The organism is Nisaea sp. (assembly GCF_040217065.1).
GTDB lineage: Bacteria > Pseudomonadota > Alphaproteobacteria > Thalassobaculales > Thalassobaculaceae > Nisaea.
The window spans coordinates 597,795-612,257 of record NZ_JAVJNX010000008.1; the positions used below are offsets into that span (position 1 = coordinate 597,795).

10 protein-coding genes are annotated in these 14,463 nt (G+C 62.0%); 4 read left to right on the forward strand and 6 right to left on the reverse strand.

Features of this window, described 5'->3' with window-relative positions:
- Positions 1–548: 548 nt before the first annotated feature.
- Positions 549–1,763: an NADP-dependent isocitrate dehydrogenase gene (locus tag RH950_RS11945; RefSeq protein WP_350056986.1), complete on the reverse strand. Its 1,215-nt coding sequence runs from the start codon at positions 1,761–1,763 to the stop codon at positions 549–551.
- A gap of 119 nt (positions 1,764–1,882) precedes the next feature.
- The gene (locus RH950_RS11950; protein WP_350056988.1) at positions 1,883–2,467 is read right to left on the reverse strand and encodes an LOG family protein; all 585 of its coding nucleotides are present in this window, start codon (positions 2,465–2,467) and stop codon (positions 1,883–1,885) included.
- Positions 2,468–2,589: 122 nt separating this feature from the next.
- On the opposite strand from RH950_RS11950, the gene RH950_RS11955 reads away from it, so the two are divergent.
- From RH950_RS11955 to RH950_RS11965, 3 genes are read left to right on the forward strand one after another with little or no spacing between them, the layout of a single operon-like run.
- Positions 2,590–3,765, forward strand: a complete 1,176-nt coding sequence (locus RH950_RS11955; protein WP_350056990.1) for a LysM peptidoglycan-binding domain-containing protein — start codon at positions 2,590–2,592, stop codon at positions 3,763–3,765.
- Positions 3,766–3,784: 19 nt separating this feature from the next.
- Positions 3,785–4,495, forward strand: coding sequence for a phosphatidylserine decarboxylase (locus RH950_RS11960; protein ID WP_350056992.1), 711 nt, complete (start codon positions 3,785–3,787; stop codon positions 4,493–4,495).
- A gap of 41 nt (positions 4,496–4,536) precedes the next feature.
- A complete protein-coding gene (locus RH950_RS11965) occupies positions 4,537–5,406 on the forward strand; it encodes a CDP-alcohol phosphatidyltransferase family protein (protein ID WP_350056994.1) in 870 nt (289 codons plus the stop codon).
- A gap of 10 nt (positions 5,407–5,416) precedes the next feature.
- Here the strand turns inward: RH950_RS11965 and RH950_RS11970 are convergent, their stop codons facing one another.
- From RH950_RS11970 to RH950_RS11985, 4 genes are all read right to left on the reverse strand, one after another.
- Positions 5,417–6,142, reverse strand: coding sequence for a spermine/spermidine synthase domain-containing protein (locus RH950_RS11970; RefSeq protein WP_350056996.1), 726 nt, complete (start codon positions 6,140–6,142; stop codon positions 5,417–5,419).
- 47 nt (positions 6,143–6,189) lie between these two features.
- A protein-coding gene (gene prfB, locus RH950_RS11975; RefSeq protein ID WP_350056998.1) for a peptide chain release factor 2 occupies positions 6,190–7,312 on the reverse strand; the annotation gives its coding sequence in 2 pieces (ribosomal slippage) (positions 6,190–7,242 and positions 7,244–7,312; 1,122 coding nt in all).
- A 43-nt stretch (positions 7,313–7,355) separates the two neighbouring features.
- The gene (locus RH950_RS11980; RefSeq protein WP_350057000.1) at positions 7,356–9,797 is read right to left on the reverse strand and encodes a penicillin-binding protein 1A; all 2,442 of its coding nucleotides are present in this window, start codon (positions 9,795–9,797) and stop codon (positions 7,356–7,358) included.
- Between the two features lie 134 nt (positions 9,798–9,931).
- Positions 9,932–11,173, reverse strand: a complete 1,242-nt coding sequence (locus tag RH950_RS11985; RefSeq protein WP_502889765.1) for an N-acetylmuramoyl-L-alanine amidase — start codon at positions 11,171–11,173, stop codon at positions 9,932–9,934.
- Positions 11,174–11,751: 578 nt separating this feature from the next.
- On the opposite strand from RH950_RS11985, the gene RH950_RS11990 reads away from it, so the two are divergent.
- On the forward strand, positions 11,752–14,424 hold the full coding sequence (locus tag RH950_RS11990; RefSeq protein WP_350057004.1) for an Rne/Rng family ribonuclease: 2,673 nt from the start codon (positions 11,752–11,754) through the stop codon (positions 14,422–14,424).
- Positions 14,425–14,463 lie beyond the last annotated feature (39 nt).

Consider the following 14,463-nt stretch of genomic DNA (forward strand, 5'->3'; position numbering starts at 1 on the left):
TTCATGACAACAACGTAAGCCGCTTGGTAAATTAAAGACGTGTTCTATGGTGCCGTTGTTATAGACAACATCAAAAGTTCCTACCCATTCCGCAGGTGGATTGGGATTGTTTAGATCGTGGATGATTTCGGCGCCTTCGTAGGGGCCCGCGTCGGATGCAAGGGATTCCTCGTATCCTAGGAATCGCAGAAAGTCTTTGTCGGAGACGGGTTGGTCACGCGGATAGTCTTTAAGATCTTTAGGGACCGGGCGGTTGGCTTCTTGCAGCTTGTGTTGGATGTATTCCGCATGAAGCGAGGAGGGTGTCAGTCGCCCGAGCGACAAGAACCGGCCGGTGAGATTGAATTTAGTTGTGCAGTAGAAGATGAGGTCGCAATTGAATGGCGCTAGAGGCATTAAAAAACCAGACGACTATCTGAAATGCAATCATTGATGAATAGCATACGATAGGTCTCTGAGACTATCAAAATAGCCGTGTTGTAGCTGACTCATAGCGAAAACGGGCCGCCCGAAGGCGGCCCGCTTATCCGGCATCCGCCGGAAATATCTCAGCTCATCGCCTTCTGCAGGTTCTCGTCCAGTTTGGACAGGAACTGCTGGGTGGTGAGCCAGGGCTGGTCCGGGCTGATCAGCAGCGCCAGGTCCTTGGTCATGTCGCCGGCTTCGACGGTGTCGACACAGACCTTTTCCAGAGTCTCGGCGAACTTCAGCACTTCCGGCGTCTCGTCGAACTTGGCCCGATAGGCAAGGCCGCGGGTCCAGGCAAAGATCGAGGCGATCGGGTTGGTCGAGGTTTCCTTGCCCTGCTGATGCTGGCGGTAGTGACGGGTCACGGTGCCGTGGGCGGCTTCCGCCTCGACCGTCTTCCCGTCTGGGGTCATCAGAACGGAGGTCATCAGGCCGAGCGAGCCGAAGCCCTGGGCCACGGTGTCGGACTGCACGTCGCCGTCATAGTTCTTGCAGGCCCAGACGAAACCGCCGGACCATTTCATCGCGGCTGCCACCATGTCGTCGATCAGGCGGTGCTCGTAGATGATGCCCTTGGCTTTGAACTTGGCCTCGAACTCTTCCTCGAAGACTTCCTGGAACAGGTCCTTGAAGCGGCCGTCATAGGCCTTGAGGATGGTGTTCTTGGTCGAGAGGTAGACCGGCCAGCCGAGATCGAGACCGTAGTTCAGGCAGGCCCGGGCGAAACCGCGGATCGAGTCGTCCAGGTTGTACATGGACATGGCAACGCCGCCGCCCGGGAAGTCATAGACTTCGTGGGTGATGGCTTCGCCGCCGTCTGCCGGCTGGAAGGTCATGGTCAGCTTGCCAGGGCCCTTCACCACCATGTCGGTGGCGCGATACTGGTCGCCGAAGGCGTGACGGCCGATGACGATCGGCTGGGTCCAGCCCGGAACCAGCCGGGGCACGTTCTTGCAGATGATCGGGGAGCGGAACACGGTGCCGCCGAGGATGTTGCGGATGGTGCCGTTCGGCGAACGCCACATCTTCTTCAGGCCGAATTCCTCAACCCGGTCCTCGTCCGGCGTGATGGTCGCGCATTTCACGCCAACGCCGTACTTCTTGATCGCGTTCGCGGAGTCGATGGTGATCTGGTCATCCGTCTCGTCGCGCTTTTGCATCCCGAGGTCGTAATATTTGAGGTCGACATCGAGATACGGGAGGATGAGCTTATCCTTGATCATCTCCCAGATGATCCGGGTCATCTCGTCGCCGTCGAGCTCGACAATAGGATTTTTGACCTTGATCTTGGCCATCTACCTGGCTCCTTTGTGGAAAGAAATTCTGTGTAGCGGCGGCAAAATATCAGGTAGGCGGCGCAATGCAAGATGCGCGCGTCGCGTCTGCCGTCGAAGCGATGTGTCGGTGAAGGGTTTCAGACCCACTTTGAGTCGACATCGCCCCGGGTGACTGGGGCAGCCGCGACCATCGGGAAGATCTCGTCCACGCTGTTCGCCACCTGGATGATCGAGCGGTTTTCCTCCCGGGCGAACCCTGTCGTGACGAGGTGGTCGATCAATCCTACCAGAGGATCCCAGAACCCGTTGATGTTCGCCAGCACGACGGGTTTTGCGGAAAGGCCCAGCTGGGTCCAGGTCACGACCTCGAAGGTCTCGTCCATGGTGCCAAGGCCGCCGGGCAGGATGACGAACGCGTCGGAGCGCTCATACATGATCCGTTTGCGATCGTGCATATTGTCTGTAACGACAAGCTCGTTCAGCCCGTCATGGCCGACTTCGTAATCCTGCAGGAATTTCGGGATCACGCCGACGACCGACGCTCCTGCGGCGAGCGCGGCGTCCGCGGCGATCCCCATCAGGCCGACATGGCCGCCGCCATAGACAAGGTCGTAGCCCTTTTCGCCGACAAGGGTTCCGAAACGGGTTGCGGCCTGCCGGTAGGCTTCATCAACTCTTCCGGAGGAGCCGCAGAATACGCAGATGGATTTTTTCGCTTTCATCAGCCGTCTATCCCACCCTCCCGGGGTTCGGTCAAGAGGCATAAAAGCACAGATTTCCGCTGCATTGCGCCAGCCATTGTAAGAGTTTATTGTCACCTGATCGCGTGTTGGAGCCCCGAAGCATGTTCTCGAAGCCGTTTTTGATTGGCGCTGCCGGAATCGTGGTGCTCGCCGCGGCCACGGGGCTGTTCTATTGGACCACCGAAGAGGCGGGATTGACGCTGCCGGTGGAAACACCAAGCCAACCGGCCACGACAACCTCTCCCGCGCCGGCTGCAAGTCCGCCGAACAGTGCAAATGCTCCTGCCGCAAGTGCCCAGGGCACAGCGGATGCGCCGGTAGCAACCGAACAGGCGGCCGACAAAGCCGACCTGTCAGAGCCGAGTTTCGACGTTGTCCGGGTTGATCCGGAAGGCAATACCGTCATTGCCGGCAAGGCAAAGCCGAACGCCAAGGTCCGGATCATGGACGGCGAAAAGGAAATCGGCGAGGTGCAGGCCGACGAGAAGGGGGACTGGGTCTACCTTCCCGAGGAGAAGCTGCCATCGGGCAGCAGCGTGCTGACATTGGAAAGCGATGCCGGGGAGAATGAGAAGGCCCCTTCACGCTCCCAGAATGCCGTGGTCGTCGTGATTCCCGAAAAGGGCAAGGATATTGCTGGCCGTGATAGCAAGGCGGCTGAAAAGCCGCTTGCCATGGTGGTGCCGCGAGACCAGGCATCCAGCGCTCCAACGAAGGTTCTGCAGGCACCGGCGGCGAAGCCGGAACCTGCCGCGCCGGCGGTTGTCGCTCCGACAGTCCAGTCCTTCCCGGAGGCCAAATCGGCTACGGCCGCATCGGAGACTGCCGGAAACAGCGTTACGCTCGACATCATCGATTATGACGATGCCGGCGCCGTCGTGTTCAGCGGAACGACAGAGCCGGACTCAAACGTGCAGATTTATGTGGATAATGACCTTGCTGCCCGGGCGGCGTCCGGCGCGGACGGAAACTGGTCGGCGAAACCGGAAAGCAATATTGAAACCGGCACGCACCAGGTGCGCGTCGACAAGGTATCGGACGGCGGTCAGGTGCTGGCCCGGATCGAGCTTCCGTTTATCCGCGCGGTGCCGATCACGGGATTGCCGAAAGATTCGGTGGTGATTATACAGCCGGGCAACAATCTCTGGCGGATCGCCAGCCGGGTCTATGGCTCCGGCTTCCGCTATACCGAGATTTATCAGGCGAACAGCGACCAGATCCGTGATCCAGACCTGATCTATCCGGGCCAGGTCTTCGGATTGCCGACTGTCAACTAACCAACCGGACGGAAATCGAATGTTAAATCAACAGGACGATGGCGTTCTGAAGGGCGTGCTGGTTCCCGTGGCACGCGAAGGGTACCCGTTCATCGCCGCTTTCGTGGTGCTGACATTGCTGCTCTATGCCGTGTGGGAGCCGCTGGGTTTTGTTGGCCTGGTGCTGACGATGTGGTGCGTCTACTTCTTCCGCAACCCGGACCGGGTGACGCCGAGCCGCGAGGGACTGGTCATCACCCCGGCGGACGGCGTGGTGCAGATGATCGTCGATGCGCCGCCACCGAAGCAGCTCGACATGGGCGACGAGCCGATGTGCCGGGTCAGCGTTTTCATGAATGTCTTCGATTGCCACGTGAATCGCATCCCGGTCGACGGGCAGGTCTGCAAACTGGCCTATGTCCCGGGCAAGTTCGTCAATGCGGCTTTCGACAAGGCGAGCGAAGAGAACGAGCGGCAACTGGTCGCGGTCGAGATGAAGGACGGCCGCAAGGTCGCCTTCGTGCAGATCGCCGGTTTGGTCGCGCGCCGGATCATCTGTTATCTTCAGGAGGATCAGGCCGTGCAGGCCGGTGAGCGGTTCGGCCTGATTCGCTTCGGCAGCCGGGTCGATGTCTATCTTCCGAAAGACGTCAATCCGCTGGTCACGGTCGGTCAGCGCGCTGTCGCGGGCGAAACCGTGATTGCCGATCTGAACTCCGCCGAGGCGGCACGCAAGGGCGAGATCCGCTAGGGCACTGGCGGGACTGCAAACTGGATACGGATGTCGATAGGATGATCAAGGGCAGACGGCGCCGGCTTCCGGTGATTTCGATCAGCAAGCTGATTCCGAACATGATTACGGTCATGGCGCTGTGCGCCGGGCTGTCCGGGGTCCGGTTCGCGCTGAACGAGCAGTGGACGCTGGCGGTCGGCGCCATCGCCGTCGCTGCCATCCTGGATACGCTGGACGGCAGCATGGCGCGTCTGCTGAAGGGGCAGAGCAAGTTCGGCGCCGAACTCGACTCGCTGGGCGATTTCATCAGCTTCGGTGTCTCGCCGGCCCTGATCCTGTTCCTCTGGTCGACCCAGGAGCTGAAAAGCTTCGGCTGGATGGCGGCGCTGTTCTTCGCCACCTGCATGGCGCTCCGGCTGGCCCGCTTCAACACCAAGACGGACGACCCGACGCTGCCGCCCTACACCTACCGGTTCTTCACCGGGGTGCCGGCACCGGCCGCCGCCGGGCTCGGGCTGCTGCCCCTGATCGTGAGCTTCGAGGCGGATTTCAGCTTCCTGCACCAGCCGCATTTTCTGGCGATCTGGCAGGTCGTCGTCGGCCTGCTGATGGTTTCGCAGGTCCCGACCTATTCCTTCAAGGGCGTCCGGGTGCCGCAGAAACTGGTGCTGCCGCTGCTGATCGTGGTCGGTGGCTGTGTCGCCTGGCTGGTCAGCGCGCCCTGGCAGTTCTTTGCCGCCTTTATCTTCACCTACCTGCTGTCGCTTCCGCTCAGCTACCGCTCCTACCTGCGTCTGCAGCGGAAAGTGGATGAGAGCGATGACCTTCCGACTGACACATCTCCCGAAAACAAGAACGCCGGGGCTTCGGAAGATGACCCGTCTGATGATGAGGTGAATGTGACGCCGGTCGGCAAGGTGAAGCCGTAAGATCTCGGCCCTATTCCTGTATCGCCATCCGCGCGAGATAAACCGTCTGCGTGAAGGGCCGGTCCTGTAGCGGATTGTGGAAGGTCACCGGCTCCGCCCATGCGTCGGCGAACACGGCGGAGAGCCGCTCGGTGAATGCCGGGTCGGGGGTGTCGTCCGACCAGAGTCCGAAGATGCCGCCGGGCTTGATATGCGCGGTCAGCGCCCGCAGGCCCTCAGGGCCATAAAAGCCGGCACTGCGATCGTCGAGCAGGGCTTCGGGGGAATGGTCGATATCGACCAGGACAGCGTCGAAGCGGCGGCCAGGGGTGTCGGGATCGAACCCGGCCTTGCTGGCGGCTCCGGCGAAGAAGTCTCCCTGGACCAGCGTGCAGCGCGGGTCATCCGCCACCTCCGTGCCGAGCGGCAGCAGTCCGGCACGGTGCCAGTCGATCACCGGCTCCAGCATATCGATCACCATCAGCGATCCGACAGTCTCGTGCTCCAGGACGGCCTTGGCCGTGTAGCCGAGACCGAGCCCGCCGACCAGGATGTCAAGCCTGTCACCGGTGAGCGCTGCAAGCCCCAACTCAGCAAGTGCGATCTCCGAAGCCGTGAACAGGCTGGACATGAGATGCTCGTCGCCGAGCAGGATCTCGAAGACATCGACCCCGAGCCGCAGCTCGCGCCGACGCCGTAGACTGACGGCGCCGATCGGCGTCGGCCGGTAGTCCAGTTCTTCGAAATACAGGCTCATATAGGTCGCCGAATCTCCTTGGGGCCGAGGGATACTTCCTGACCGGACTAATCCGGCGTGTTGGCGTTCCCGTCACCCAGTTTCTGCGCCAATGAGGCTTCCAGGAACTGGTCGATATCGCCATCAAGCACGGCCTGTGTCGCGGAAGTCTCCACGTTGGTCCGCAGGTCCTTGACCATCTGATAGGGCTGCAGCACGTAGGAGCGAATCTGGTGGCCCCAGCCGATATCGGATTTCCCCGCCTCGACCTCGGTTGCCTCATCTTCGCGCCGTTGCAATTCCGCCTCGTAGAGACGGGCTTTCAGCATGTCCATGGCGGTCGCCCGGTTGCGATGCTGGGAGCGGTCGTTCTGGCACTGGACGACAATGCCCGTCGGAATGTGGGTGATGCGGACGGCCGAATCGGTCCGGTTGACGTGCTGGCCGCCTGCGCCGGATGCCCGGTAGGTATCGACCCGCAAATCCTTGTCCTCGATCACGATATCGATGCTGTCATCGATCACCGGATAGACCCAGATGCTGGAAAAGCTGGTGTGGCGGCGCGCGGCGCTGTCATAGGGCGAGATCCGCACCAGACGATGCACACCGCTCTCGGTCTTCAGCCAGCCATAGGCATTATGACCGTTGACCTTGATCGTGGCGGATTTCAGTCCGGCTTCCTCGCCGGCGCTTTCTTCCAGCCAGTCGACCTTGTAGCCGTGGCTCTCGCACCAGCGCGTATACATCCGCAGCAGCATCAAGGCCCAGTCCTGTGCCTCCGTGCCGCCGGCGCCGGCATGCACCTCGAGATAGCAGTCGAAACCATCGGCCTCTCCGGAAAGCAGGCTCTCGATCTGGCGCTTTTCGCAGACGTCCTTCAGCCTGAAGACCGTCGCCTCGGCCTCGGCGACAATATCGGCATCCTCTTCCATCTCACCCAATTCGATGAGTTCGATAGCGTCGGCAAGGTCCTGTTCGAGTTGCTTGACCTCATTCAGGTTTTTCTCAAGCTGGGTCCGTTCGCGCATCAGTTTCTGTGCGCGGTCGGCATCGTCCCAGAGGCTCTGATCCTCGACGAGGGCGTTCAGTTCCGACAGACGGACATGGGAAACATCCCAGTCAAAGATGCCTCCTCAGCAGCTCTATCGACTGCTTGATCTCTTCGGCTGTTGCGGTGATCTCGGCACGCATGGCCGATGCACTCCCTGATTGGATTGGAAAGAGGTGGGCGCTCTTAATATAGCCCGGAGCCGCGTCCCGCAACCGGCGCCGTGTTGCCGGGCCCGGCGGAGCCCCATCCGGCGGCGTCGCCGCCAAAGACAATCTCGCTCTCTCCGGTGGGCTCGGTACCGCTTCTGAAGCTCTCGACCATGACATCCCGGTCGCCCGGCTGGGCCAGGGCACCGGTTTCGACATTGATCCTGACCTTGCGGACGCCCGGCGGGATCCGGAAGGGAATGGACGGTTGGTCGGCCAGCGCGTGCTCCATGAAATGCTTGAAGAGCGGGGCGGCGACATTGGAGCCAGTATCGCGGGGCCCCAGTGTCCTGGGCTGGTCGAAGCCGACAAAGGCGCCGACCGCGAGATCGGGCGTGAAGCCGACGAACCAGGTGTCGATATTGTCGTTCGTCGTTCCTGTCTTGCCGGCGAGCGGCTTGCCGATGGCGGAGATCCGCCGGCCGGTGCCACGCTGAACCACGCCTTCCAGCATGCTGACCATCTGGTAGGCAGAGGCCGGATCAGCGACCTGCTCGCGGATGTCGGGGATGTCCGGCACCGGCTCCGCCCGCCAGCGGGTGGCGATGCAGCCGTCGCAGTTCCGTGCCTCGTGGCGGTAGATGGTCCGCCCGTTGCGGTCCTGCACCCGGTCGATCAGGGTCGGCACCACGCGTTTGCCGCCATTGACCAGCATGGAATAGGCGGTCGTCAGTTTCAGCAGCGTGGTTTCCCCCGCGCCGAGCGCCATGGACAGGTGTTTCGGCATGTTGTCATCGATGCCGAACCGCCGGGCATAATCGGTCACCAGATCCATGCCGATGGTCTGGGCGAGGCGGACCGTCATCAGGTTCCGGGATTTCTCGATGCCGAGACGCATCGGGCTCGGGCCGTAGAACTTGTTGGTGTAGTTCGCGGGTTTCCACTTGCCGAGGCCCGGCCCCTGATCGATCACGAAGGGAGCGTCCAGGATCCGCGTCGCAGGCGTGTATCCGTTGTCGAGCGCCGCCAGATAGACGAATGGCTTGAAGGCGGAACCGGGTTGCCGGGAGGCCTGGGTTGCCCGGTTGAACTGGCTGTCCCTGAAGTTCCAGCCACCGCTGAGGGCGAGGACACGGCCCGTATGCGGATCCATGGCGACAAGGCCGCCCTCGACATTCGGGACCTGGCGCAAGGCGAAAGTATCCGAAGGGTAGTCCTCGCCGTCATCGTCCTTGGTCACGGTCTCGACAAAGATCACGTCACCCGGCGCCAGCACGTCGGCGGCTTTCTTCACGCTGCTGCCGAGCCGTTGCTTTTCGAGCCGTTCCCGCGCCCAGGTCAGTTCTTCGAGCGGGATCACGCCAAAGGAACCGTCCGCGAAGCCGACCTGCACCTGCTTGTCCTCGACAATCAGTGCAAGCGCCTTTCGCCAGCCGGGCAGGGCGGTCTCCGGGGCCTTGAATGCTTCCAGCGCGTCGCCCCAGCCGGCGACGACGTCGATCTTGCCGAGCGGGCCGCGCCAGCCGTGGCGGCGGTCGTAATGCACCAGCCCCCAATGCAGGGCGTCGTCGGCAAAGCGCTGCAGCTTCGGATCGAGCGTGGTGCGCACGGAAAGCCCGCCCTCGTAGAGACCATCCTCGCCGAACCGGTCGACCAGCCAGCGCCGGACTTCTTCGGCGAAGTAATCGGCCTGGGCGGCCTCCGTCACCGTGCGCTCACGCACCACAAGCGGCTCACGCCGGGCATCTTCGGCATTCTCGTCCGTGATGAAGCCGTTTTCCACCATCTGACCGATCACCCAGTTCCGGCGGATGAGGGCCGCGTCATGGTCTTCCACCGGATGGTAGTTGTTCGGCGCCTTCGGCAGAGCGGCGAGATAGGCGGACTCGGCGACCGTCAGTTCGTCCAGGCTCTTGTCGAAGTAATTCAGGGCCGCGGCGGCGACGCCGTAGGAACGCAGACCGAGATAGATCTCGTTCAGATAGAGCTCGAGAATCCGGTCCTTGCTGATGGCGCGCTCGATGCGGAGCGCCAGGATGGCTTCCTTCGCCTTCCGCTCGATCGAGACTTCGTTGGTCAGCAGGAAATTCTTGGCGACCTGCTGGGTAATGGTGGACGCTCCGCGCGGGCGCCGGTTCTGGGCAAGGTTGCGAACATTGTCGATCACGGCCTTGGCGAGGCCTATGAAGTCGATGCCCGGATGGCTGTAGAAGTTCTTGTCCTCGGCCGAAAGGAACGCTTTGATGACGCGGCGCGGCATGGCTTCGATCGGCACGAAAACGCGCCGCTCGCGGGCATACTCGCTGAGCAGGCGTCCATCGCCGGCATGAACGCGCGTCATCACCGGCGGCTCGTAATCGGCGAGCTGCTTGTAGTCGGGCAGCCCGCGACCGAAATGGTGCAGTCCCCAAAGGACGCCGCCAACCGCGATCAGGCCGCCAAGCAAAACAGTTGAAAACAGGATCAGAACCCAGCGCATGCGCGGATTAAAGCCTCCGGTTGCGCAGCCATGCAGCTGCGGGACGAGCGCATGATATCACTTTCAATGTGACATAATTGTGCGTCATGTCATGTGGCCATTGCGTGATCGGGATGCGGGCCGCGATTTCAATATCAGTTAGCGCGGGCGGCCGACTGGACAAGATCGAAATAATTGTCGATGGACCGGCGGAGTGCGCCGGCGACACGGCGCAAATGGGCGCCGGAGCGCAGCAGTTTCTCGTCGTGATTGTTGGAGAGGAAACCGAGCTCGATCAGAACCGACGGGATGTCGGGTGCTTTCAGGACGGCGAACCCGGCAAACCGGTGTGCCGTCCGCAGCAGCTTGACCTCGCCTTGCATCTCGCGAACGAGCATGCCGGCGAATCGGGCTGAATGGTTCATGGTTTCCCGTTGGGCAAGGTCGATCAGGATACTGGTGACTTCCGGCGTTTCCGTGCCGAAATCCATGCCGGCGATGATGTCCGACTTGTTCTCGTTTTCGGCCAGCAGGTTCGCTTCCTTGTCGGAGGCGTTTTCGGAAAGCGTATAGACCGATGCGCCGCGGAGTTTGCGGTTCGGAATGGAGTCGGCGTGCAGGGAGACGAACAGATCGGCGCCGGCGCTGCGCGCGATGGCGATCCGTTCGCGCAGCCGCAGGAACACATCCCGGTCTCGGGTCAGAATGACCTTGTAGCGTCCGGTCTGTTCCAGCTCGCTCTTCAGCACCCGTGAGGCGTTCAGCACGATCTGCTTCTCATAGACACCGGAAACCCCGATGGCGCCGGGGTCGACCCCGCCATGGCCGGCATCGATCGCCACCAGAATTTTCTCGTTCGGCCGCCGCTGCGGCCGGGTCAGCAGGGGAGGCGCGGCCGGTTTCGGCGCCGTCAGGATCGGGCGCCGGGCAGCTTGCGCGGCGGCGACGGACGCGGCTGATTCCGTTATGAATGCAGCGCGACTCGTCGGTTTCAGGTCGAGCACGATGCGCGGGCCGAGATCTCCTTTGGCCGGCAGCTGGAACGCGGCGGCGACCGAATACGGCTGGGATGTATCGATGACGATACGCGACGTGCCGGGGCGAAACAGCCCGAACCGGAACCCCTTGATCGCCTTCGGACGCCGGTCCTCGGGGCGTGCCTCTTTCGAAAAGGTGACTTCGGGCAGGTCGATGACCACGCGATAAGGGTCGGCCAAGCTGAAAACCTTGAAATCAAGCGGGCGCGAGAGGTCCATGACGAACCGGATCTTGTCCGGATGCTGGCCGATGCGGATATCGGTCACCGTCCCTCCGACAGCCATAGCGCCCGGAATGCCCCCGAGAGCGCCAAGCACGGCAAACAGAAATATCGCGATACGTTTTTTCAATGTCTGCACCGGTCCGGCCTCTGCGCCAACGCATGCGTCAATGCCATAATCCGGATCATTTTTAACCATTGCCGATTCGCATTGCAATTAAATCTCTACGAATCAGTCTTTTGAACGGCATTTCTTGAGCAGAACATTAATTTTTGGAGGGCCCGAAGGAAATCATTGTTCCGAAAATCCAAAGTGACTATGTTACGCGGGTGTTGGTCCGTAGCGGACAGCGCGGATTTCTGCCCCGCATTCTTCGGAAACGTGGTGTCGGGGCACCCCCTAATGGCGCGGGTTTGCGCCCCTATTCTACACAACGGGACATGTTCCGACGGTGATCCAAGCTCGTTCAAATCCGATCATTCCTGCGCGAAGCCGCTTCTCGGCTTTGGGTGGTGAGGTCGTACACGGGCTAAGCAGAATGGATCGGGCGGACAGTGTCTCTGATATCGAACGGAAATGCGGCGTCGGCGGCCATTGTGCTCCTGCCCGCGTTTCGCTCTCAGAGAACATGCCCGCGAACGCGGCGCCGATGCGCATCGGGAGAATGATTCCCTGCGTACGGCGCGCGACACGCGTGGCCCAGGAGTCTAGTTTTAATGTCAAAACGCATGTTGATCGACGCCACACAGGCGGAAGAGACCCGAGTGGTCCTCCTGAATGGCAATCGTGTCGAAGATTTCGACTTCGAAACGGAGTCCCGCAAGCAGCTTAAGGGCAATATCTATCTTGCCCGGGTAACCCGGGTCGAGCCCTCCCTTCAGGCGGCTTTTGTCGAGTATGGCGGGAACCGTCACGGTTTCCTCGCCTTCAGCGAAATCCATCCCGACTATTACCGCATCCCTGTCGAAGACCGTGAAGCGCTGCTCGCCGAGGAGCGGGCCGAAGACGCCGTCGCGGCCGCGGCTGCCGCGGGCGATGATATTCCCGCTGAAACGCCGGAAGAGCGGGCCGAGGCCCGGGCGAACAGTGTGGCCGATGATGACGACGAGGACGGCCCGCCGGCCCCGCCGCCGGAGAGCATTGGCGGAGATGATGCGGACGGGGACGATGATGACGTCCGCCCGCGCAAGAATCTCAGCCGCCGCTACAAAATTCAGGAGGTCATCACCCGGCGCCAGATCATGCTGGTCCAGGTTGTCAAGGAAGAGCGCGGCAACAAGGGCGCTGCGCTGACGACCTACCTTTCCCTGGCCGGCCGCTATTGCGTGCTGATGCCGAACACCGCACGCGGTGGCGGGGTGAGCCGCAAGATCACCAATATCGCCGACCGCAAGCGCCTGAAGCAGATCGTCGAAGGTCTCGAGCTTCCGGAAGGCATGGCGGTGATTGTCCGTACCGCCGGCAGCCAGCGCACCAAGACCGAAATCAAACGTGATTACGAATACCTGCTCCGGCTCTGGGACCAGATTCGCGAGAAGACACTGACCTCGTCGGCGCCGTGCCTGATCTACGAGGAAGCGAACCTGATCAAACGCTCGATCCGCGATCTCTATACCCGCGATATCGACGAGGTGATGGTCGAGGGTGACGAGGGTTACCGGATCGCCAAGGACTTCATGCGTACCCTGGTGCCGAGCCACGCCAAGCGGGTTCAGCCCTATCGGGAGCAGACGGTTCCCCTGTTCCATCGCTACCAGATCGAAGGCCAGCTCGACGCCATCCACAATCCGGTGGTGCAGCTGAAATCCGGCGGGTACCTGGTGATGAGCCAGACCGAAGCGCTGGTCGCCATCGATGTGAACTCCGGCCGCGCCACGCGTGAGCGGAATATCGAGGAAACCGCGCTGAAGACGAACCTCGAGGCAGCGGACGAAGTCGCGCGCCAGCTCAGGCTGCGCGACATGGCCGGCCTTGTGGTCATCGATTTCATCGATATGGACGAGTCGCGCAACCAGCATGCGGTCGAACGGCGCATGAAGGACGCGATGAAGAACGACCGGGCGCGTATCCAGCTCGGCCGGATCAGCCATTTCGGTCTGATGGAGCTCTCGCGTCAGCGCCTGCGCCCAAGCGTTTTCGAGGCATCGACCCAGGTTTGCGCCCAGTGCGCCGGCAGTGGGCGCGTGCGCTCGACGGACTCGACCGCCCTGCATGTGCTGCGGGCGATTGAAGAGGAAGGCATCAAGCAGAAGACCAACGAAATTGTGGTCTTCGTGCCGTCCGAGGTTGGCTTCTACATCCTGAACAAGAAGCGCGACGCGCTGGCCACCATTGAAGAACGCTACGGTTTCCGGGTGTTCCTCGAGGCTGATGACAGTCTGGTGCCGCCGGACATGCGGATCGAGCGTCTTCTGCCGAAATCCGCCGGCGAGCGGATCGATCTTGCGGCGCCGATCGTTGCGCCGCACCACGATCCGGATGACGAGGACGAGCAGGACGACGAAGCCGATATCGAAGAGGTTTCGGCTGAGGAACAGGACGAGGAGCGTCGTCCCAAGCGGTCCCGCCGCCGCCGCCGTCGGGGTGGTGAGAAGCGCGCTGCAGAGTCGCAGGACCAGGGTGACAAGGTCTCTGAAGACGCGGACGAGGGTGATGAAGGCGATGCCACCGCCGCCGAAGGTGCTGCTCCCGCGGATGGCGCGTCAGCAGCGGGTGATGATGAGGATGGCAACAAGAAACGCCGCCGTCGCGGCAAGCGCGGTGGCCGTCGCCGGTCGCGTCGTGGCAACGGCGAAGAAGGCGTTGCGGCGAACGAGAATGGTGAGGGTGCGGAGCAGACCGACGAGGATGCTCCCGACCGTGAGGCTGAAACGGCCGCACAGAACAACCAGGATGACAGCCGGGCCGAAACAGCTGCTGTCCAGGTGACCGAAGTTTCGGCCGACGCCACGCCGGAGGCGGCGCCGGCTGTCGCCGAAGCGCCGGCCGCCGAGGAAGAAAAGCCGAAGCGCAAGCCGCGCGTCCGGCGCAAGAAGACCGTTGATGCCGAAGCCGCTCCTGCAGCCGACAGCACGGATAAGGTCGAAAAGGCTGAAGAGAAAGCGCCGAAACCGCGCCGCCGCAGCCGGGCAAAGAAAGCCGAAACGGTTGAGGTTGCTGACGAGGCACCGAAAGCAGAAGCTGCAGCACCGGTCGAGGCCGCTCCGGCGGAAGTGGCTCCGGCTGCTGTGGAGGTTTCCTCCGGAAACGGATCCGACAAGATTGCAGACGCGGCTCCGTCCGGATCCACCGACGCGCCTGTCGAGGGCGCCGAGGTCATCGATGTGGACAGTGCTGCCAAGGAAGGCAAGTCACGTCGCGGCTGGTGGAACCGACTGATCCCGTCCTAAGAAGACGGCCTTCAAGTCACGCGGAAACGGGGCGCCCAT